Source organism: Rhizobium sp. UFLA01-1127, assembly GCF_059803845.1.
Genome location: NZ_JAUQTZ010000011.1, coordinates 35,261 through 56,994 on the forward strand (window position 1 = coordinate 35,261; position 21,734 = coordinate 56,994).

The 21,734-nt window shown below is 60.6% G+C and carries 17 protein-coding genes; 1 reads left to right on the top strand and 16 read right to left on the bottom strand.

All coding sequences use genetic code 11. The annotated features are described in order from the left end of the window. Positions 1-118: 118 nt before the first annotated feature. The 6 genes from lpxC to aqpZ form a co-directional block, all read right to left on the bottom strand. A complete protein-coding gene (gene lpxC / locus Q4Q11_RS04580) occupies positions 119-1,075 on the bottom strand; it encodes a UDP-3-O-acyl-N-acetylglucosamine deacetylase (RefSeq protein WP_112510270.1) in 957 nt (318 codons plus the stop codon). Positions 1,076-1,406: 331 nt separating this feature from the next. Next, complete coding sequence (gene ftsZ / locus Q4Q11_RS04585; protein WP_498568783.1) at positions 1,407-3,140, bottom strand: cell division protein FtsZ; 1,734 nt, start codon at positions 3,138-3,140, stop codon at positions 1,407-1,409. A gap of 102 nt (positions 3,141-3,242) precedes the next feature. Further along, entirely contained in the window at positions 3,243-4,574 is a 1,332-nt protein-coding gene (gene ftsA / locus Q4Q11_RS04590) for a cell division protein FtsA (RefSeq protein WP_069612528.1), read from the bottom strand. Further along, positions 4,571-5,503 (bottom strand): cell division protein FtsQ/DivIB, encoded by a 933-nt coding sequence (locus Q4Q11_RS04595; RefSeq protein ID WP_113336977.1) that lies wholly within the window; start codon positions 5,501-5,503, stop codon positions 4,571-4,573. The genes ftsA and Q4Q11_RS04595 overlap by 4 nt, the downstream gene beginning before the upstream one ends. Next, positions 5,491-6,417 carry a D-alanine--D-alanine ligase gene (locus Q4Q11_RS04600; RefSeq protein ID WP_498568784.1) on the bottom strand — a complete coding sequence of 309 codons (927 nt, stop codon included), beginning with the start codon at positions 6,415-6,417 and terminating at the stop codon, positions 5,491-5,493. The genes Q4Q11_RS04595 and Q4Q11_RS04600 overlap by 13 nt, the downstream gene beginning before the upstream one ends. Before the next feature lie 299 nt (positions 6,418-6,716). Next, a complete protein-coding gene (aqpZ, locus tag Q4Q11_RS04605; RefSeq protein ID WP_113336979.1) occupies positions 6,717-7,403 on the bottom strand; it encodes an aquaporin Z in 687 nt (228 codons plus the stop codon). Between the two features lie 254 nt (positions 7,404-7,657). Here aqpZ and Q4Q11_RS04610 point away from each other — a divergent pair, with 254 nt between their 5' ends. Next, positions 7,658-8,989: an MFS transporter gene (locus Q4Q11_RS04610; RefSeq protein WP_112510282.1), complete on the top strand. Its 1,332-nt coding sequence runs from the start codon at positions 7,658-7,660 to the stop codon at positions 8,987-8,989. Between the two features lie 90 nt (positions 8,990-9,079). Here Q4Q11_RS04610 and murB read toward each other — a convergent pair whose 3' ends face one another. The 10 genes from murB to ftsL all read right to left on the bottom strand — a co-directional run bounded on the left by murB (position 9,080) and on the right by ftsL (position 21,734). Next, the gene (gene murB, locus Q4Q11_RS04615; RefSeq protein WP_498568785.1) at positions 9,080-10,054 is read right to left on the bottom strand and encodes a UDP-N-acetylmuramate dehydrogenase; all 975 of its coding nucleotides are present in this window, start codon (positions 10,052-10,054) and stop codon (positions 9,080-9,082) included. Continuing rightward, complete coding sequence (gene murC, locus Q4Q11_RS04620; RefSeq protein ID WP_113216291.1) at positions 10,051-11,466, bottom strand: UDP-N-acetylmuramate--L-alanine ligase; 1,416 nt, start codon at positions 11,464-11,466, stop codon at positions 10,051-10,053. Before murC ends, murB begins: the two co-directional genes overlap by 4 nt. After that, positions 11,463-12,584, bottom strand: a complete 1,122-nt coding sequence (gene murG, locus Q4Q11_RS04625) for an undecaprenyldiphospho-muramoylpentapeptide beta-N-acetylglucosaminyltransferase (RefSeq protein WP_112510291.1) — start codon at positions 12,582-12,584, stop codon at positions 11,463-11,465. Before murG ends, murC begins: the two co-directional genes overlap by 4 nt. 181 nt (positions 12,585-12,765) lie before the next feature. Continuing rightward, entirely contained in the window at positions 12,766-13,920 is a 1,155-nt protein-coding gene (ftsW, locus tag Q4Q11_RS04630; RefSeq protein ID WP_112510293.1) for a putative lipid II flippase FtsW, read from the bottom strand. 1 nt (position 13,921) lies between these two features. Then, a complete protein-coding gene (gene murD, locus Q4Q11_RS04635) occupies positions 13,922-15,334 on the bottom strand; it encodes a UDP-N-acetylmuramoyl-L-alanine--D-glutamate ligase (protein WP_498568786.1) in 1,413 nt (470 codons plus the stop codon). Between the two features lie 7 nt (positions 15,335-15,341). Continuing rightward, positions 15,342-16,463 carry a phospho-N-acetylmuramoyl-pentapeptide-transferase gene (mraY, locus tag Q4Q11_RS04640; protein ID WP_112510299.1) on the bottom strand — a complete coding sequence of 374 codons (1,122 nt, stop codon included), beginning with the start codon at positions 16,461-16,463 and terminating at the stop codon, positions 15,342-15,344. Between the two features lie 11 nt (positions 16,464-16,474). Then, positions 16,475-17,935 carry a UDP-N-acetylmuramoylalanyl-D-glutamyl-2,6-diaminopimelate--D-alanyl-D-alanine ligase gene (locus Q4Q11_RS04645; RefSeq protein ID WP_498568787.1) on the bottom strand — a complete coding sequence of 487 codons (1,461 nt, stop codon included), beginning with the start codon at positions 17,933-17,935 and terminating at the stop codon, positions 16,475-16,477. Beyond that, positions 17,932-19,395 (bottom strand): UDP-N-acetylmuramoyl-L-alanyl-D-glutamate--2,6-diaminopimelate ligase, encoded by a 1,464-nt coding sequence (locus Q4Q11_RS04650; RefSeq protein ID WP_498568788.1) that lies wholly within the window; start codon positions 19,393-19,395, stop codon positions 17,932-17,934. Before Q4Q11_RS04650 ends, Q4Q11_RS04645 begins: the two co-directional genes overlap by 4 nt. Before the next feature lie 66 nt (positions 19,396-19,461). Beyond that, on the bottom strand, positions 19,462-21,216 hold the full coding sequence (locus tag Q4Q11_RS04655) for a peptidoglycan D,D-transpeptidase FtsI family protein (RefSeq protein ID WP_498568789.1): 1,755 nt from the start codon (positions 21,214-21,216) through the stop codon (positions 19,462-19,464). Next, entirely contained in the window at positions 21,216-21,734 is a 519-nt protein-coding gene (gene ftsL / locus Q4Q11_RS04660; RefSeq protein WP_113216296.1) for a cell division protein FtsL, read from the bottom strand. Before ftsL ends, Q4Q11_RS04655 begins: the two co-directional genes overlap by 1 nt.

Sequence of the window (21,734 nt, forward strand, 5' to 3'; positions counted from 1 at the left end):
ATCGGTCCGCGTTATCGAGATATGATGCGATGGCCGACGGTAAACCATGCGAGTCTCCTGTCAAAAAAAAGCCGCCCTTCATCAGAGCGGCATTTTTTCTCGTTCGAACCTCGAAAGATTACGCCGACCAAGGAGCGAATTCGGGAGCGTTGACCGCGATGAATTCACGGCTGTGACCGCGCTGACGCGGCGCGGACGTCTCGACGACATCATAGGCGCTGGGATCGCCGAGCAACGCCTTCAGCGCATTCGCATTCATGCGGTGGCCGCCGCGATAGGAACGGTAGCAGCCGATGAACTGAGCGCCCGCCAGAGCCAGATCGCCGACGGCATCAAGCGTCTTGTGACGAACGAATTCGTCCTTTGCGTAACGCAGCCCTTCGACGTTGATGACCGTGTTGTCGTCGGAGATGACGACAGAGTTTTCCAGCGACGAACCCAGCGCATGGCCCGAAGCCCACAAGCGCTCGACATCACGCATGAAACCGAACGTGCGGGCACGCGAAAGTTCGGCCTTGAAAGTCTTGGCGGTCAGGTCGCCTTCCCACTTCTGGCGGCCGATCAGCGGGCATTCGAAATCGATTTCGACCTCGAAGCGCGTGCCGTCATAGGGGCGGAACTCGCACCAGGAGCCGCCGGCTTCGATCCGCACCGGCTTGGTAACGCGAATGTAGCGGCGCTTGACGCCGAGCGAAACGATGCCGGTCTGCTCGATGGCCTCGATGAAAGGATAGGAGCTGCCGTCCATGATCGGCATTTCCGCGCCAGTCACCTCGACGACGACATTGTCGAGGCCGATCGCATAGATTGCCGCCATGACGTGTTCGACCGTCGCGATCGAGCGCGCCGGAGAAAAGCCGAGAACCGTGCAGAGATCCGTATTGCCGACCTGCGAGGAAACGGCGCGCAGTTCGGTCACGTCGCCATTGTCGTGCAGGCGCTGGAAAACGACACCGGTGCCGGCCTCGGCGGGATAGAAGGTGATCGACACGTCGGCGCCGGAATGCACGCCGATACCCGAAAGTGTCACAGGGTTTGCAATGGTGGTCTGAAAACCAAGCAATCCGATTGCCATATAATTCTGCCTTCGTCTGTCTGATCCAGGCCGGGCGGTCATCTTCGGACCCTTACCCTTTATCGCCGGTTCAGTCTGTTAACTGTGCCGCGAATGTCACATGCATTCATTGCCGAATGTGATTCCGCAGGCTCGCTTGGTATCTACATACGCGCGGGATCACCGCATTCCAAATCACTGTTTCTTTCGGTTTGTTACGAAAGCAGTCAATTGAATTCGTTGGAGAATCCAAGATATGGCAACAGGTCTAAAATAAGGAAATCCGGGGTCTTTCGGCCCCGGATTTCATTAGTATGGTTAGCAACCTATTAAAAGGTCGTTCAGCATCGGGTCAGTTCGACTGGCGGCGCAGGAAGGCCGGGATCTCGAGCTGGTCGTCCTCGTGGCTCGCCATGCGTGCCTGCGGAGCCTGGCGGCCGTGATCGTCGAGCTGGCCACGACGTGGAGCGTAGAGGCTGGCCTCCGGCGATGGCGCACGACGCTGCTGCGGAGCGGCATTGTTCGTCGGAGCCATCATGTCGTCGAAAGCCGGATCTTCTTCGCGACGGCCGAGCGAATTGGTGATTCGCTTCAGCAGACCCATCGGGCCGCGCTCTTCGGTGGCCGGGGTGGCTGCCGGCTGGGCGCGGTGTTCCATTTCGGCCTTGACGACCGGCGGGAAGTCCTCGACCTTCGGCATGCGGACCTGCTCGGGAGCCTGACGGATGATCGGCTGCTGCTGCATGACCGGTGCCGGCTGCGGCTGAACCGGGGCCTGACGGACCGGTTGAGCTTCCGGAGCTGCGGCGAAGATACGGCTCTGCGGACGGAAGTTATCCTCCGCCGCCGGGGCCTGCTGCATTGCCGGCTGCTGCTGGACGTGAGCCTGGCGACCCATCTGGAATTCCAGCTCGCGCTCCAGATCGGCCTCTGCTGCACGAATGGTCTGGGCAACCGGATCCACGGTGCGGGGAGCCGGAGCGGCAGCCTGTGCGATTGGGGCCTGCGCGACGTGGGCAGGCTGAGCTGCGGCCGCTGCCGGAGCGGCGGCCGCGGAAGGACGCATAGCCGGCTTCGCGGCAGAGCGGAATTCCATACCTCTGTCGGCTGCTTCGTTCATCGCGCGGTCGATACCGGTTGCAACGACGGAAACGCGGATGATGCCCTCGAGCGATTCGTCGAAGGTGGCGCCGAGGATGATGTTGGCGTCCGGATCGACTTCTTCGCGGATGCGGGTCGCGGCTTCGTCGACTTCGAACAGAGTGAGGTCACGACCGCCGGTGATCGAGATCAGCAGGCCCTGCGCGCCCTTCATCGAGGTCTCGTCGAGCAGCGGATTGGCAATGGCAGCCTCGGCGGCCTGCATCGCACGGCCCTGGCCGGAAGCTTCGCCGGTACCCATCATGGCGCGGCCCATTTCGCGCATGACCGAACGGACGTCGGCGAAGTCGAGGTTGATGAGACCTTCCTTCACCATCAGATCGGTGATGCAGGCGACGCCCGAATAGAGAACCTGGTCGGCCATCGAGAACGCGTCGGCGAAAGTCGTCTTGTCGTTGGCGATGCGGAACAGGTTCTGATTCGGGATGACGATCAGCGTGTCGACCGACTTCTGCAGTTCCTGGATACCCTGTTCGGCGAGACGCATGCGGCGGCCGCCTTCGAAGTGGAACGGCTTGGTGACGACGCCGACGGTCAGGATGCCTTTGTTGCGAGCCGCCTGCGCGACGACCGGAGCGGCGCCCGTGCCCGTGCCGCCGCCCATGCCGGCGGTAACGAAGCACATATGCGTACCGTTGAGGTGATCGATGATTTCATCGATGCACTCTTCGGCAGCTGCACGGCCGACTTCCGGCTGCGAGCCGGCACCGAGACCTTCCGTGACATTGACGCCGAGCTGGATGATCCGCTCCGCCTTCGTCATGGTCAGCGCCTGAGCATCGGTATTGGCGACGACGAAATCGACGCCCTGCAAGCCTGCCGTGATCATGTTGTTGACGGCATTGCCGCCACCGCCGCCGACACCGAACACGGTGATTCGCGGCTTAAGCTCGGTGATATCTGGCTTATGCAGCTTGATAGTCATTGTACCCGTTCCTTCTCTTTATGGCCGCATCGCCACGCCGGCCAATTCACTCGATTTCACTTGCCTGACGCTTGCCCCGGACTGAATTCCGGGATCAGGCACTCAAAAACTCTCTTTCAGCCATTGGCCGACACGGCCGATCCGGCTGTTGTTACCTCCAAACGACGAGAGCAGACCGCTGCTCGGCGCATGTGTTTCCATGTCTGCGACCTGCGGATAGATCATCAGACCGACCGCCGTCGAAAAAGCCGGCCCCTTGGCTGCCGTCGGCAAACCGGACACGCCCATCGGACGACCGATGCGGACGTTACGGGCAAGAACGCGGCGTGCCACATCGGGCAAGCCGGTCAGCTGGCTCGCGCCGCCGGTCAGGACGACGCGCTTGCCGACGATCGGGCTGAAGCCCGAACGCTGGATGCGATCACGAATGAGCTCGAGGGTTTCCTCGATACGAGCCTTGACGATGCGCGACACCAGCGCCTTCGGCACCTGCGTCGGCTGGTCACGCTCATCTTCGCCGATCGGCGGGATGGAAATCAGTTCACGCTCTTCCGAAGAATTCGCCAGAGCGGAGGCATGGACGACCTTCAGCCGCTCCGCATCCTCGATGCGGGTGGAAAGACCGCGCGCGAGGTCCGTGGTGACGTGATGACCGCCGAGGCTGACGGCATCGGTATGCACCAGCTTACCTTCGGCAAAAACCGAAATCGTCGTCGTACCGCCGCCCATGTCGATCGCGGCGCAACCGAGCTCGACTTCGTCGTCGACGAGCGCTGCCAGACCGCTGGCATAGGGTGTCGCCACCATGCCTTCGACCGAAAGATGCGCCCGGTTGATGCAGAGCTCGAGGTTGCGAAGCGCCGCGCGCTCTGCCGTCACGACATGCATATCGACGCCGAGCGCGTCACCGAACATTGCCAGCGGATCGCGGATGCCGCGCTCGCCGTCGAGCGAGTAGCCCGTTGCCAGCGAATGCAGCACCGCACGCTCCTGGCGGATCGACTGCTGGCACGCCGCAGCCAGAACCTTCTTCAGATCGTTGGCTTCCACTTCCTGGCCACCGAGATCGATGGTCGCCGTGTAGATATCGCTGCCCAGACGGCCAGCCGAGACGTTGACGATCAGACTGTCGACGGTAAGGCCAGCCATGCGCTCGGCAGCATCGACGGCAAGCCGCACAACACCTTCCAGAGCGTCGAGATCGGCAATCACGCCGGTCTTGATGCCACGGGAACGCTGATGGCCGATACCGATGATCTCGATATTGTGCGTGCGGTTCGGCAGAACCTGGCTCTCCTCACGCGGAGTCAGCCGGCCGATCATGCAGACGACCTTCGTCGAGCCGATGTCGAGAACCGATACGATATGCGACCGCTTCGAGGACAGCGGCTTCAACCGAGGCAGGCCGAAATGGGACGAACCGAATAAGCTCATGTATCCTGCCCTGCTTTCTTCAAAGCTTTGTTTCTTGCGTCGACGGCGGCCTGACGGCGAGTTGCGGCATCCGAAGTCAATTCAATCGCGGTGCGATCATCGAGACGGAGATCGACGGCGGCGATGTCGCGCTGCAGAAGGTTCTCGTCCTTGTCGAGCTTAGTCAGTCGAGCAAGCGCACCGTCGACATTGTCCTCCGGCAATTTGATGATCACGCCATTGTCGAGATAGAGATCCCAGCGGCGGCCTGCGACGCGCACGAAGGCTTTCACATGGCTGCGGACATCGGGCCACTTGGCAAATTGATCATCGATGGAGGCAGCCGCAGTCTCGGCGTCGCGACCGACGAAGAGCGGCAGCTTTGCAAATTTGTTGTCGCGCAACGGAGCGATCACGCTGCCGTCCTTCTGGATCAGCGAAAGCTCGGAGCCATGCTGCCAGATGGCATAGGCCTTGCGCTCCTTCAGCTTCACCACCACGGTTCTCGGATAGACCTTGCGGACCTCGACATTCTGAACCCAGGGGAGATTCGAGATCTTCTGGCGGGCAGCATCGGCATTGAGAGCGACGAGCGAGGTCGTGCCGTCGAGACCGAGCAGCTGCAGGATCTCGATTTCCGAGGTCTCGTCGTTGCCGGAAACTTTCACATCCTCGATGGCGAAACCGGCAGCGGAGGTCGTCGCCTCCGCAACAGCCTGGCTGTGGCCGCCGACGGACATGCCGTAGAGGCCGGTCGCAGCAAAGAGGACGAAGGCCGAAACCGTGCCCGTGTGCGCGGGAATATTGATGCGGCCGGAACCAAGGCTGACCAAAAAGCGAACGGCGCGGCGCAGCGGACGCGGCAGGACGAACGCATCCTCGACGTCGTCGATGGCGAGCGGGACGCGATGACGGGACCGCCTCATATTTTTGACCGTCAGCGCAAACAAGACGCGTCCTCCACCATCCACCGGAGAAATTCACCAAAAGAGTAGCCGGCATGAGCGGCCATTTCAGGCACCAGGGAGGTAGGAGTCATGCCCGGCTGGGTATTGATCTCCAGCCAGACAAGTTCGCCCTCTTCGGAAAAGCGATCGTCAAAACGGAAGTCAGATCGACTAACACCGCGGCAGCCGATAGCTTCATGCGCCCTTAACGATAATGTTTGTATCTTTTGGTAAAGATTCGGTGAAATTTCCGCCGGCAAGACATGTTTTGACCCACCCTTGGCGTATTTGGCATCGTAATCATAGAAGCTGTGGCCGAGCGGCACGATTTCCGTAACGCCCAGAACCTTGCCATCCATGACGCCGCAAGTCAGCTCACGCCCATGGATATAACGCTCAACAAGCACCTCGTCGCCATAACGCCACTCCGAAGACGTAACGATCTGCGGCGGATGCGCCTGATCTTCCTTGACAATCACGACACCGAAGCTCGACCCCTCGCGCACCGGCTTGACGACGTAAGGCGGCTTCATCGGATGCTGGCCAAAGATACCGAAGCGGCTCATGACGATCGAGCCGGCAACCGGAACGCCAGCCGCAGCGGCAACCGTTTTCGCACGGGACTTATCCATCGCGAGAGCCGAGGCAAGCACACCGGAATGCGTATAGGGAATCTGCAGATATTCGAGAATGCCCTGAATGGTGCCGTCCTCCCCGAAAGGACCATGCAGTGCATTGAAGACCACGTCGGGCTTCAACTCGGCCAGGCGGCTGGCGACATCGTGATCCACATCGAGGCGGGTAACCCGGAAGCCTTCAGCTTCCAGGGTATCGGCGCATGCCTTTCCCGAGGAAAGACTGACCGGCCTTTCCGAGGAAAATCCGCCCAAAAGGACAGCGACATGCTTGCCACCCATCAATACCCCCGACCTCACGGTCTCTGCTTTGCTTTTGCGGGCCTCGCCTGAAAGCGATTCTCGCCCCGTTTTCAATAGGCTGATTAGAACGACATTAAGGTTAATGAAGCGTTTACTTTCGTTAACTTTCGACCGCTCTGCCGATGATCGAATGCTTCGAATCAAACCGGCTTAAAGAATTCTGCCATTAGAATCATGGAGTTGCTACTTTTGAAATCGCTACATTTAGATTTTTTTAAACAATGAGCCCCGCATCGATGGTTCGATGCGGGGCTCAAAGCTTCGAAATGACAACGATATCACTCGCTGTCGTCGACCAGTTTCCAGACAAGGCCGCCCAGCGCTCCGCCGACGATAGGAGCAACCCAGAACAGCCAAAGCTGCTGCAAGGCCCAACCGCCGACGAACAAGGCCTGCCCCGTCGAGCGGGCCGGATTGACAGACGTGTTGGTGATCGGGATCGAGATCAGATGGATCAGCGTCAACGCCAGGCCAATGGCGATCGGCGCAAAGCCGGCCGGTACTTTGCTGCTCGTCGAACCAAGAATCACGACCAGGAAAAACAGCGTCAGCACGATCTCGGCTACCAATGCCGACACCATGGAATACCCGCCTGGAGAATGCTCCCCGTAGCCGTTCGCTGCAAAGCCGCCGAGCTGGAAATCAGCCTTGCCGCTTGCAATCAGATAAAGCACCGCCGCAGCGACGATCGCGCCAATCACCTGCGAGATGATATAGGGGATAAGCTGCCCGCCGGGAAAACGGCCGGCAACCGTCAAGCCGACCGAAACAGCCGGGTTGAAATGCCCTCCCGATATGCCGCCGACGGCAAAAGCCATGGTCAGCACGGTCAGACCAAACGCAAAGGCTACACCTAGAAAACCGATACCGAGGCTCGGAAATGCCGCTGCGAAGATCGCACTGCCGCAGCCGCCGAATACGAGCCAAAACGTCCCAAGAAACTCAGCAATGAGTTTTTTCTGCATGAAAGCTTTCTCCTCAGCCCGCAATCCGAACGAGAATCAACCACTGGTGAAAAAGATCCGGCAAGGACTTGCCGGACGAGGCCCACCCAACAGCAAATATCCGCCCGATTGCTCACGAATCAACAATTACGGCAAAACGATAGCACGCAACCGCTGATTTCTTGCGCAGTTAACGTTTGCGTTGAACAAAAATTACGCTAAGGACAATTTTCATCCGCTAAGCGCGCCTTAGCTTCACATGAATTGGTGGGATCATGACTGACGCGATATCTCCTTTGTCGCCGACCCCCTCGTCATCGAACAACGCTGTTGCAAATTCTCCGGCGCGTGTTCTGATCGCGAGCCTCATCGGCACAACGATCGAATTTTTTGATTTCTATGTTTATGCAACGGCGGCGGTTATCGTCTTCCCGAAGCTGTTCTTCCCTGCAAGCGACCCGACCTCGGCAACCCTGCAGTCCTTTGCCACCTTCTCCATCGCCTTCTTCGCTCGCCCGATCGGCGCGATGATCTTCGGTCACTTCGGAGACCGGATCGGCCGCAAGGCGACACTGGTTGCAGCTCTGATGACCATGGGCCTCTCGACGGTCGTGATTGGCATGCTGCCGACCTACGAATCGATCGGCGTCCTCGCACCGGTTCTGCTGGCGCTTTGCCGCCTCGGTCAGGGGCTCGGCCTCGGCGGCGAATGGGGCGGCGCGGTATTGCTGGCGACAGAAAATGCGCCGGAAGGCAAGCGCAGCTGGTATGCCATGTTCCCGCAGCTCGGCGCCCCCATCGGCTTCATTCTCTCGGCGGGTCTTTTCCTCATCCTGCGCGAAAGCATGGCTGATGCGGACTTCCTCAACTATGGCTGGCGCGTTCCCTTCCTGATCAGCATCGTGCTGGTGGCTGTCGGCCTCTATGTCCGCCTGAAGATCACGGAAACCCCCGAATTCCAGCGCGCGATCGAGAAGGAGGAACGGGTTTCCGTTCCGATTGCTGTCATTTTCCGCTCGCACCTCCGCAGCCTGATTCTCGGCACCATCATCGCGGTCGCGACCTTCGTGCTCTTCTACCTGATGACGGCCTTTACGCTCAGCTGGGGCACGAGACCTCCGGGCAATGGTCCTCTGCCGACCGGTCTCGGCTACTCGCAGGCCCAATTCCTCGTCGTCCAGCTCGTCGGCGTCGTCTTCTTCGGTCTGATGATTCCGGTCTCCGGCCTCTTGTCCGATCGCTATTCGCGCCGTCTGGTTTTGATCCTAACGACGATCGGCATCCTGATCTTCGGCCTCTTTTATGCATCGCTGCTGACGGCAGGCCTCACGGGTGCCTTCGTCTGCTCGATCATTGGTCTTGCCCTGATGGGGTTCACCTACGGTCCGATCGGCGCTGCGCTGGCAGCCCCTTTCCCGACGACGGTGCGCTACACCGGCGCCTCGATGACCTTCAATCTCGGCGGCATCGTCGGCGCATCGCTGGCGCCCTATATCGCCACCTGGCTCGCAACCACCTACGGCCTCGTCTATGTCGGCTACTATCTGGCGGCCGCCGCCCTGCTTTCGCTCATCGGCATCCTCCTTTCGGGCAGCGACGAAGTCTGAGAAACGCGACGCAACAGACTGAAAAGGCCGGGTTTTCACCCGGCCTTTTTGTTGAATCATTTTATGAGGTTCGAGCTTTTTACATCGAACCTATTCCGTTGTGACACCCTGGAACGGCCGAACTTCCCGACCGGGCATGAAGTGTCCGAGACGCTTGATCTCCCATTCCAGCTTGACGCCCGACTTCTCGAAAACCTCGCGGCGAACCTGCTCGCCGAGATATTCCAGATCGTAGCCCGTCGCCTGCTCCATGTTGATCATGAAATTGCAATGCAGCGACGACATCTGCGCACCGCCGATGACGAGGCCGCGGCAGCCCGCCTCGTCGATCAGCTTCCAGGCTGAAAGGCCCTCCGGATTCTTGAAGGTTGAGCCACCGGTTTTTTCCCGAATCGGCTGCACGGTTTCGCGATGAGCGCGCACCGCATCCATCTCGGCACGGATCTTGGCGCGGTCCTCCGGATAGCCCTCGAAAAGGACATGCGTGAAGATCAGATCTTCAGAGGCATCGGAATGGCGGTAGCTGTAACCCATCTCCGCATTGGTCAGGACATGCTTGTCACCCTTGCGGTCGACCGCATGTACTTCGATGACGCGCTCCCGTGTTTCCGCGCCGTTGGCGCCTGCATTCATCCGTGCAGCGCCACCGATGCTGCCCGGAATGCCGTAGTAGAAGTGGAAACCGCCGATGCTGTTGTCCATCGCCATTGCCGCGACGTGCTTGTCCGGGCAAATGGCACCGGCCAGAATGCGATTCTCGCCGGCAAGCTCGACCGAGCCGAAGCCCTTGGCTGAAAGCCTGAGAACGACGCCCGGAATGCCGCCGTCGCGCACCAAAATGTTCGACCCCACGCCGACGACCGTCAGCGGCACCTCTTCCGGCAGGATCTTCAGGAAGGCGATGAGATCATCCGTGTCATGCGGCTGGAACATCAGCTCCGCCAGCCCGCCGGAACGGAACCATGTCACACGATCCATCGGCGCGTCCGGCGTCAGCCGGCCCCTGATGCCTTTTACTCCGTCGCCGAGCGACGCCAGAAGCTTTTCCCCATTTACCTGTTTCATGCGGACGTACCCGAAAGGCCTTCCAATTCCTTTGGCAATGATGCTGCCCAATATGTGATGCTGCCAGCACCCAACAAAACCACAAAATCACCCGGCCGTGCAATCTCTGCAACCATGGCGGCAAGATCTTCCTGTGACGGCAGATAGCGCGCGTCGCGATGGCCGCCGGCCTTGATGCGCGAAACCAATGCCTGCGAATCGATGCCTTCGATGGGGTCTTCACCTGCGGCATAGACCGGCGCCAGGAAGATGCTGTCGGCATCGTTGAAGCAGGCTGCGAATTCCTCGAACAGGCTCGACAGGCGGCTATAGCGATGCGGCTGATGAACGGCGATGATCCGGCCCTTGCAGGCTTCACGCGCAGCCTTCAGCACGGCCTTGATCTCGACGGGGTGATGGCCGTAGTCGTCAAAAACCTTCACCCCGTTCCATTCGCCCGTCAGCGTGAACCGGCGCTTAACGCCGCCGAAGGATGCGAGCCCCTTGGCGATCGCCTCGCTGGAAATCCCCAGCCGGTTGGCAACGGCAACGGCAGCCGTCGCATTGGAAATATTGTGACGGCCAGGCATCGGCATCACGAGATCCTTGATCTGAAACACCTTGCCCGTGCGGCGCCTGCGGATTTCGACATCGAACAGTGAACGCGTGCCGTCGATGCGCACATTCGAGAAACGAACGTCCGCCTGCGGATTCTCGCCATAGGTGATGACCTTGCGGTCCTCGATGCGACCAACGAGCGCCTGCACTTCCGGATGATCGATGCACATGACGCCGAAACCGTAGAACGGCACGTTCTCGACGAACTGCCGGAAGGCGGCCCGGACGGCATCGAAATTGCCGTAATGGTCGAGATGTTCCGGATCGATATTGGTGACGACTGCGACGTCGGCCGGCAGCTTCAGGAACGTGCCGTCCGATTCATCAGCCTCGACCACCATCCACTCGCCCTCACCCATGCGCGCGTTGGTGCCATAGGCATTGATGATGCCGCCGTTGATGACGGTCGGATCCAGCCCGCCGGCTTCCAGAAGCGTCGCCACCAGCGATGTCGTCGTGGTCTTGCCATGCGTGCCACCGATAGCAATGGCGCTGCGGAAACGCATCAGCTCGGCCAGCATCTCGGCACGGCGCACGACCGGCAGCAGCTTTTCGCGCGCAGCGACAAGTTCCGGATTGGTCTTCTTGATGGCGGTGGAAACGACGACGACTTCGGCGTCGCCGAGGTTCTCTGCCTTGTGGCCGATATGGACCGGAATGCCCTTGTCGCGCAGCCGCTGCACGTTGGCGCTTTCCGATTGGTCGGAACCCTGCACGCGATGACCGAGGTTATGCAAAACCTCGGCGATGCCGCTCATCCCGATGCCGCCGATACCGATAAAATGCACAAGGCCGATTGCCTTCGGCAGCTTCATGCGCCTGCCCCCTTGAATTGCTGAATTGAACGTCCCGCGGCAATAGCCTCAACCATGTCGGCAAGCAAGTTTGCCGCACCCGGCTTGCCCGCCTGCTTGGCAGACGCGGCCATTTTTGCGAGCTTTTCCGGCATGGTCATGGCGCCGCGCAGGATGGTGGAAAGTTTCTCCGGCGTCAGCTCCGACTGTACGATGACCTTGACGCCGCCGGTTGCCGCCAGTGCGGCGGCATTGGCCGCCTGATCGTGATCGAGCGCATGCGGATAAGGAACCAGGATTGCCGGACGCCCGATAACGGCAAGCTCGGAGACGGTCGACGCGCCGGAACGGCAGAGAACCAGATGCGCAGCGCCAATGCGCTCCGCCATATCGTTGAAGAACGGCGCGACGTCGGCGCCCATATTAAGCTTTCTCGCGCAGCTGTTGACCGTCTCCATGTCCTCGGGGCGCACCTGCTGCGTGATCCGCAGGCGCTTGCGCAGCGGCTCCTCAAGCAGGCTGATCGCCGTCGGCACGGCCTTCGAGAAATACTGCGCGCCCTGGCTGCCGCCGAAGACGACCAGATTGAACGGATCGTCTGCCCCGGACGGCACATAGGGACGTTTTGCAGCTTCGATGACGGCGGGGCGCACGGGATTGCCCGTGGTCACCGTCTTCTCGGCAAATGCGCCGTTCTCCGTGAGGAAGCCGCCGGCAATAGCGCGCACGCGCGTCGCCAGCATCTTGTTGGCGCGGCCCATGACGGCGTTCTGCTCATGCAGCATGGATGGCACGCCCATGCGCGTGGCGGCAAGAAGCGGCGGGACCGTCGGATAGCCGCCGAAGCCGACGACGCAGACGGGCTTGATGCGCTGGATCAGCCTGCGCGCTGCGCGCATACCGGTCCACAGCGTCCAAAGGGCACGCGCGACCTTCAACGGGCTCTTCGAACCGATCGTCGCCGAAGGCACGACATGGATCTCGTCGGCCGGAAACTTGCCGGCATAGCGTTCGGCGCGGCTGTCGGTGACTAGATGCACGGAATAGCCGCGCTCCTTCAGCTTATAGGCCAGCGCCTCGGCCGGAAATACGTGACCGCCGGTTCCGCCGGCGGCAAGAAGGACAATGCCTTTACTCATAATTTTCGCTCCCGCGAACACCCCACTGCTCGGGGCATCTCCCTAATATAGGAAGCCGCCCTGGCCGCTTCATCGACACAGGCCAAGCCCTCCTCATAGACCGGCACTTCATGAAAAGCGACCGGAGAATGAAGGACGAGCGGGAGATATGAAGAGCAAATGGCCGGTAGTCCCAAGACGATCACTCCGCCGGCAATCCATGCGTCACGCGGAACATGGTCCGGTCCTGCGCACGCTTCTCCGGCCTGTGACGTGTCAGCGCCAGGATGAAGCCTGCCGTCACGCAGATCGCGGTCATCGACGAACCGCCGTAAGAAATCAGCGGCAGTGTCATGCCCTTGGCCGGCAGCAGCTGCAGGTTCACACCGATGTTGATGATCGACTGGATACCGATCTGCAATACGAGACCGGCAACGGCGAAGCGGTTGAAATCGTTCTTTTCCTTATAGGCATGCGACAGGCCGCGCAGTACGACGAAGGCGAAGATCAGCACGAGCACCATACAGAAGACGGCGCCGAACTCCTCCGCCGCGACCGAGAAGATGAAGTCGGTATGGGCGTCCGGAATGATGCGCTTGACCGTACCCTCGCCCGGGCCGACGCCGAACCAGGTGCCATGAACGATCGCCTCCTTGGCGGTATCGACCTGGAACGTATCGCCCTCGCCCGTCAGGAACTTGTTCACACGCTGCGCCACGTGATCGAAGACATAGTAAGCGGTGACGAAGCCGCCTGCGCCGAGACCGCCGAGCACGATGATCCACAGCCAGGGCATGCCGGCCATGAAGAACATGCCGCCCCAGACCGCGGTCGTCAGGATCGTCTGGCCAAGGTCAGGCTGCGCGACAAGCAGCGCAACGACGATGCCGAAGAGGATAATGGCGAAGAGATTGCCGGGAATCTCGGGTTGGCGCGCATGTTCGGAAAACAGCCAGGCACAGACGACGACGAAAGCGGGCTTCATGAATTCCGAAGGCTGGATCGACAAGGCCGCAATATTGACCCAGCGCCGCGAACCCTTCACTTCAATGCCGAAGAAAAGCGCGAAGAGCATCATCGCCAGCGACACGATCAGCAGAATGACCGCGGTCCGCCGCACCTGCCTAGGAGTCATGAAGGAAATGCCGATCATCGCGGCGACCGCCGGGATGAGGAACAGCGCGTGGCGCTTGACGAAATGGAACGGCTCAAGCCCAATGCGCTCCGCCACCGCGGGCGATGCGGCGAAGGACAGCATGAAGCCGATGCCGATCAAGAGGATGAAAAGGGCCAGAAATACGCGGTCGATGGTCCAGAACCACTCGGCCAAGGCCCCACGTTCGACGCGGCTTACCATATTATTTGCCTCCAGCTGCTGAACCGACCAGCATGGTGACGCCATCGATCGCAGCGACATGGCTGACGAAGGCGTCGCCTCTGACCTCGAAATTCTTGTACTGATCGAAACTTGCGCAAGCCGGTGACAACATCACCGCAGCGGACTCGTGTTCGTCCTTGTCAGCGTCCGCGGCAGCATGCGCGACGGCACGCTCCAGCGTGCCGGAAATCTCGTATGGCACCCGATCGCCGAGCGTCGCCGCGAACGCGGGCGCAGCCTCACCGATCAGATAGGCTTTGGATATACGGGGAAAGAGCGGCGCCAGACTGGTGATCCCACCTTCTTTCGGCAGACCTCCGGCTATCCAGTAGATATTCTCGTAGCTCGAAAGCGCGGGGGCAGCCGCATCCGCGTTGGTCGCCTTGGAATCGTTGACGAAGACGACTCGGCCACGCCGACCGACCGGCTGCATGCGATGCTTGAGACCCGGGAAGGATTTCAGTCCGGCCCGGATCTCGTTGGCGGATAAGCCGACGGCGAGGCAGGCGGCGATTGCCGCCGCTGCATTCTGTGCGTTATGGCCGCCGCGCAGGGTCTGGATACCATCGAGGTCGGCAATCTCTTTCGCCGCACCGTTCGATGCCCGCATGATACGGCTGCCCTCGGCATAAAGGCCATCCGCCAGTGCATGCCGGCGCGAAATGCGCATCACCTTGCCGCCCGCACGTTCGATGCGATCGGCGATCAAGGAGGAATGGCTGTCATCGATACCGGCGACGGCGATATCGCTGCCGGCGACAAGCCGCTCCTTGATGTCGGCATAATGCTGCATCGTGCCGTGGCGATCGAGATGATCGGGCGTCAGGTTCAGCAGAATGCCGGCAGAGGGGTTGAGTGTCGGTGCCAGATCGATCTGGTAGGAAGAGCATTCGACGACGTAGAAGCGTCCGGCCTTCGGCGGATCGAGGGTCAGCACGGCCGTACCGATATTGCCGCCGAGCTGCGTGTCGCGGCCGCTCGATTGCAGAATATGGGCGATCAGCGCCGTCGTTGTCGATTTTCCGTTCGTTCCGGTAACGGCAATGAACGGGCAATCCGGTGCATGCGCACGCCGCTCCCGAACGAAAAGCTCGACATCTCCAATGATCTCGACGCCGGCGGCGTGGGCAAGATCGACGGTCCAATGCGGTTTGGGATGCGTCAGCGGAACGCCGGGCGACAGGACGAAGACCGAAAGACCATTCCAGTCGATCGTTCTCAGATCCGCGACCTTTATTCCCTCCGAGGCCGCCTTGGCCACGCTGTCCGGATTGTCGTCCCAGGCCGTCACATCGGCGCCACCGGCGACGAGCGCACGCGCCGTTGCAAAACCCGAACCGCCAAGGCCGAAGAGTGCGACCTTCTTTCCTTTCAGCGTGGTGACGGGGATCATCGGCGCCTCACCGCAGTTTCAGGGTGGAAAGGCCGACCATCGCCAGGATGACGGCGACGATCCAGAAACGCACGACGACCTGGCTCTCCGTCCAGCCCTTCTTTTCGAAGTGGTGGTGGATTGGCGCCATCAGGAAGACGCGGCGCTTGGTCATCTTGAAGAAGCCGACCTGGATGATGACAGAAAGCGCCTCGAGCACGAAGAGGCCGCCGATGATCGCCATGACGATCTCGTGCTTGGTGGCGACGGCGACCGAGCCGATCATGCCGCCAAGCGCCAGCGAGCCGGTGTCACCCATAAAGATGGCCGCCGGCGGCGCGTTGAACCAGAGGAAGCCGAGACCGGCACCAATGACGGCACCGAGAACCACCGCGAGCTCACCTGTGCCGGGCACGAAATTGATTGCCAGATAGTCGGCAAAGACGAAGTTGCCGGCGAGATAGGCGATCACGCCGAAGGAAGCCGCCGCAATCATGACTGGCACGATGGCAAGCCCGTCGAGACCGTCGGTCAGGTTGACGGCATTGCCTGCGGCAACGATGACGAAGGCGCCGAACAGCACGAAGAACATGCCGAGATTGAGCAGCAGGTTCTTGAAGAAGGGAAAGGCGATCGACGAGCCGAAGGTCGAGCCGGCCGGCCCGGAGGACAGCGCCGTCGTCATCATGAAGTAGACGGCAATCGCGGCAATCACGAATTCGATGCCGAGGCGCGCGCGGCCGGAAAAGCCCTTGTCGCTCTGCTTGGTCACCTTGAGATAATCGTCGTAGAAGCCGATCGCGCCGAAACCGAGCGTCACGAGCAGCGTGGCAACGACATAGACATTGGCGAGATCGGCCCAAAGCAGCGACGACACGACGATGCCGGCGAGAATCATCAGGCCGCCCATGGTCGGCGTACCGGCCTTTTTAAAGTGCGTCTGCGGACCGTCGGCACGGATCGGCTGTCCTTTGCCCTGACGCACGCGCAGGGAGGAGATGATTCGCGGTCCGAAGAGAAAAACGATCAACGCTGACGTGAACAGGGCACCGCCGGTACGGAACGTGATGTATCTGAACAGATTGAGGAATCTGAAGTGAGTACTGAAAAAATGAATATGGTCCGACAGTTCGGCAAGCCAGATCAGCATAAGAGCCCTTTCTAAAGCCCCTGATGGGTGTGGTGGCCCGTGTCGGAAAATGCGGGAAACTTGTCAAGCAAGCCCGCGACAATCTTTCCAAACCCCATTCCCAGTGACGATTTCACCATCAAGACATCGCCGGAGGCGACAGAATTGAGCGCGAATTCCGAGAGTTCCTCCGTCGTCTCACGATATTCGACATGAACACTTTCCGGCAGCTCATCCCTCAACGCCGCCATCTCCGGACCCGCCAGCCAGACATGCTCGATACCGGCCGCCAAAAGCGGTCCGGCAAGATTTGCATGCACGCGCTGGGCATAGTCCCCCATTTCCAACATATCGCCGAGCATGGCGATCCGCCTGCCCGCCCGGCCGCCTGGTCCCGCATGTGGCGACGTCGTCGCCAGCAGCGCGATGGCCGCGCGCATGGACGCAGGATTGGCGTTGTAGCTCTCGTCGATCAGCGTGAAATAGCCGCTGCCGATCGCGCGCTTGTGGCGTTGGCCCCTGCCTTTTTCCGGTTGCAGATCCGCCAAGGCGTCAACGGCCTGATCGAGATCGGCTTCCACGAGCATGACCGCACCGAGTACGGCAAGCGCATTTTCCGCGACATGGCGGCCCGGCGCGCCGAGCGCCACCTCCATGGTCTCGCCGCCGATCGTCAGCCAAAGCGTTGAATTCTCTTCCGAGGCATTGAATTCAGCGAGGCGTACATCGGCCTTGGCGTGCTGGCCGAAGCTGTGCACATGCTCGATGCCGGCCGCCACGGCAGCCTTCTCCAGCATCTCGAACTGATCGTTGTCGTGATTGAGTATGGCATGGCCGCCCGGTACGACACCGTCGAAAATTTCCGCCTTCGCGGCGGCGATCTCGCTGATGCTGCTGAAGTTGCCGAGATGAGCCGGCGCGATCGTGGTGATGATCGCTACGTGCGGCTGCACCATCTTGACGAGCGGTCGGATTTCCTCCGGATGGTTCATGCCGATTTCGAAAACGCCGAAGTCGGTGTCCTCGGGCATGCGCGCCAGAGTCAGCGGGACGCCCCAATGATTGTTGAACGAAGCAACAGAGGCGTGCACCTTGCCCGAAGGTGTCAGCGCCCGCCGCAGCATCTCCTTGGTCGTCGTCTTGCCGACCGAACCCGTGACCGCGATGATCTTAGCCTGCGTACGCTTGCGGGCGGCAACGCCGAGCCGTGCGAGCGCCGCCAATACATCGTCCACGACAACCTTCGGTACGGTCAGGCTGCCCATTGCCGGCAGGCGTGCCTCGCTGATGACGATGAACGCCGCACCGTTCGCCATAGCGACATTGGCATAGTCGTGACCATCGACGCGATCGCCCTTGATAGCAAAGAAAGCTTCGCCCGGCTGAATGGAACGACTGTCTATGGAAATGCCCGTAATGCCCGCGGGCAGCGATCCGACGAAGCGGCCCGAGATTGCAGCGATCAGATCCTCGGTTGTCCATAGCCAGCTCAAGACTTCAAATCCTCCAATGCTTTGCGCAATTCGGCATGATCGGAGAACGGCTGCGTCACGCCGCCGATCGTCTGACCTTCCTCATGCCCCTTGCCGGCGACGATCAGCGTGTCGCCGGATTTCAACAGGCCGACTGCCTTCCGGATCGCTTCGGCACGATCGCCGATCTCGGTCGCACAGACAGCCGCCGCCATGATTTCCGCGCGGATTGCTGCCGGATCTTCCGAGCGTGGATTATCGTCGGTGACAACAACGACATCGGCAAGACGGCAGGCGATCTCGCCCATGATCGGACGCTTGCCGCGATCACGATCCCCGCCACAGCCGAAGACGACGATGACGCGGCCAGTCGTGAACGGCCGCACCGAATTCAGCACGTTTTCAAGCGCATCCGGCTTATGGGCATAATCGACATAGGCGAGCGCACCATCATGGGTATGACCGACCAGCTCCAGGCGGCCCGACGCACCGACGAGCTTTTCGAGTGCCGCCATGGCGACCGGTGCGGCGACACCGGTCGAAATGGCGAGGCCTGCAGCGACCAGCGCATTGGCGATCTGGAAGTCGCCGGCCAGCGGAATATGGATCTCGAAGATATCGTCGCCGATATGGACCTCGGCGATCTGCTTGTGGCGGAAGTGCTCGACGCGCTTGAGCGTCAGGAAATCACCCTTGCGCCCTACGGTGCGAACATCTTGCCCTGCGTCGCGCGCGGCAGCGATTGCCTGAGGCGACCATGGATCGTCCGAAAAAATGACGGCCGGCGAACCTTTCGGCAGCAAATCCCGAAACAGCCGCATCTTGGCGGCCATATAGTCCTCGACCGTCGGGTGATAGTCCATGTGGTCGCGGCCAAGATTGGTGAAGCCGGCGGCAGCAAGCTTCACGCCATCGAGCCGGAACTGATCGAGGCCGTGGCTGGACGCCTCCATGGCCGCATGCGTGACACCTTCGTCGGCAAGCTCGGCCAGCAGCTTGTGCAGCGACACCGGGTCTGGCGTCGTCAGCGCGCCATATTCGTTGCGGGTCGGTGAAACGACGCCGGTCGTGCCGATCATGGCTGCGGGATGACCCGCGAAAGCCCAGATCTGCCGTGTGAAGGATGCGACCGAGGTCTTGCCGGCGGTTCCCGTCACGGCCACCATCGTTTCCGGCTGCCGTCCGTAAAAGCGCGCAGCGGCGACAGCGAGGAACAGGCGCGGCTCGGAGACCTGCAGCAGAGGCACACTGCCGGCATCGGCTTCATGGCCCGCAACGACAACGCGGGCCCCTCGCGAAACAGCATCGGCGATGAAACTCGCACCGTCAGCCTTCGTGCCGGCCACGGCGACAAAGGCCATGCCGGGCGACACCTTACGGCTGTCTGCGGAGATCCCGCTTATCTCAAGATCACCAAGCGCTCCGCCGATGTGTGTGTTGAGTTCCGGAAATACATTTCCGGCAATATCCCGCAAGTTCATCGAATGTACTTTTCGCCTTCTCGATCAGTCCGCCCCTCGCGAATCGACGTGTGTATTCTTTCACGCTTAATAAGACGCCAGCAAGGCCGAGTCATCTTTTCCAAAGCTGGGCTGCACCCCGAGAATCGGCGCCGCTCTGGCGATGATGTCACGGGCGATCGGCAACGCCGTAAAGGCTGAAATCGTCCCGCCGCCGCGTTCGCCGCTCTTCGGCTCGTCGATGAAGGTCATGACCATGTATTGGGGATTGTCGATCGGAAATGCCGCCAGGAAGCTGTTGAAGTTCAGATTATGCGAATAGCGGCCGTTGACGACCTTGTCGGCTGTACCGGTCTTGCTGCCGACGTTGTAGCCGGGAACGCGCGCATTGCGCCCCGAGCCTCTGGTGCCGTTGAACTCGAGCAGGTAGCGAATATCGTTGCTGGTACTCTTCTTGACCACCATCTTCGCGATGGCGTCGGCCTGGTCGCGCGTGCGAGGAAGAAAGGTCGGCTCGATCAGCTTGCCGCCGTTGACAAGGGCCGACGCGGCGACGGCGGTCTGCAGCGGCGTCGTCGAGACCCCGTGGCCGAAGGAAATGGTGATCGAATTGATCTTCTTCCAGACCCTAGGCTGGCTTGGCGCCTTCACTTCCGGCAGCTCGGTATCCATCTTGGTGAGCAGGCCCAAGCGGGTCAGGAATTCCTTGTGCCCATCGATGCCGACAAGATCGGCGATCTTGGCCGTACCGATATTTGATGAGTACTGGAAAATTTCCGGGACGCTGAGCACGCGGCGCTGACCGTGGAAATCGTGAATGGTAAAACCGCCGATACGTATCGGGTTGCTGGCGTCGAAGGCATCGCGCAGCGTCACCTTGCCGTCGTCGAGCGCCATCGCCATGGTAAACGTCTTGAAGGTCGATCCCATTTCGAACGTGCCGTTCGTCATGCGGTTGAGCCAGCCTTCGGAGGCACCCTCGCTCGGATAGTTCGGATCGAAATCGGGCGCCGAGGCCATGCCCAGCACCTCGCCCGTGTGGACGTCGAGTATTGCTGCGCCGGCACCCTTGGCCTGAAAATTCTTGACGGCGTTGACCACCGCATCGCGAACGATGCCTTGGACACGCAGATCGATCGAGAGCTTCACGGGCTGCAGCGGCTGATCGTTGGTCATGCCGGCGGCGGCCAGATCGGCGAGCCCCTGATCGTCGATATATTTCTCCATGCCCGCAACACCGCGATTATCGATATTGACGTAACCGAGAATATGAGGAGCGGTCGTGCCGCCGGGATAGAAGCGGCGCTTCTCAGGCCGGAAGCCGATGCCGGGAATGCCGAGCGCTAAAATCTGGCTCTGCTGCTTCGGCGTCAGCTGGCGGCGAAGCCAGGCAAAATGTGACGTCTTCGACGAAAGCTTCCTGTAGGTGGACTTGGCATCGAGATCCGGCAGGACCTTGCGCAGTTCCTCTACGGCCTCATCCGCATCGATGATCTTGTTCGGCTCGGCAAACAGCGAGACGGTGCGGATATCGGTCGCCAGCAATGCGCCGTTACGATCGACAATATCCGGACGAGAGGCCATCAGACGATCCGGCGGCAGAATGCTCGACGTTATATCCGGCAGAGTCATGGCGAATTGAGCCAGCCGACCGCCGATCACGCAGTAGATCGCGACGAAGCTTGCCACCAGCAGCACCACGCGGCTCTTGGCCTGATTGGATTTCCGCTTATGTGCACCCTCGAATGTCGAACGGGAAAAGCCATCGCTTGGGCGGTTGTTGCCGTCGGTAGAGAAGTGCGCCTTGCTCTTCAGGACCATGATGCGAGAAAGAAAAGACATTATTCCTCCACCGATCCCGTTGCGATGTTGTCGATATCCGGCTTCTTGCGTTTGGCGAGAGCCGGCTTCGGCCGCGGCGCCGGAGCGGCGGCCACATCGGCTATCGCCTTCCTGATCTGCGCATCGGTCGTATCGCCGCCCTTGGAGGCTACGGACGCACTCCCCTTAGCGCTGCCCGCCTTGCTCTTCGGATCATTCGATGCCGTTACAGGGGCGGGAGGAGGAAGCTGCGAGCGCAGCATCGGCAATTCGCTTGGCTGAACGATCGCGGTCGACAGCGTCGGCTGAAGCTGAAGTTCGCCGCTGTAATTGTTCACGAGACGCTCAAGACGGTTTGGCTGAGAAACGAGAGCCCAGTCCGCCTTGAGGAGATCGATCGTATCTCTTTCAAGCTTGATTTCGGATTCGAGACGGCGAACCTCCTCCAGCTTCAGCTCGGCACGATGCTTGATCGTATAGGTCACGCTGGCCATGGCCGTCATGACGCCGATCAGCACGATGTCAAAAGTCTTCAGCAT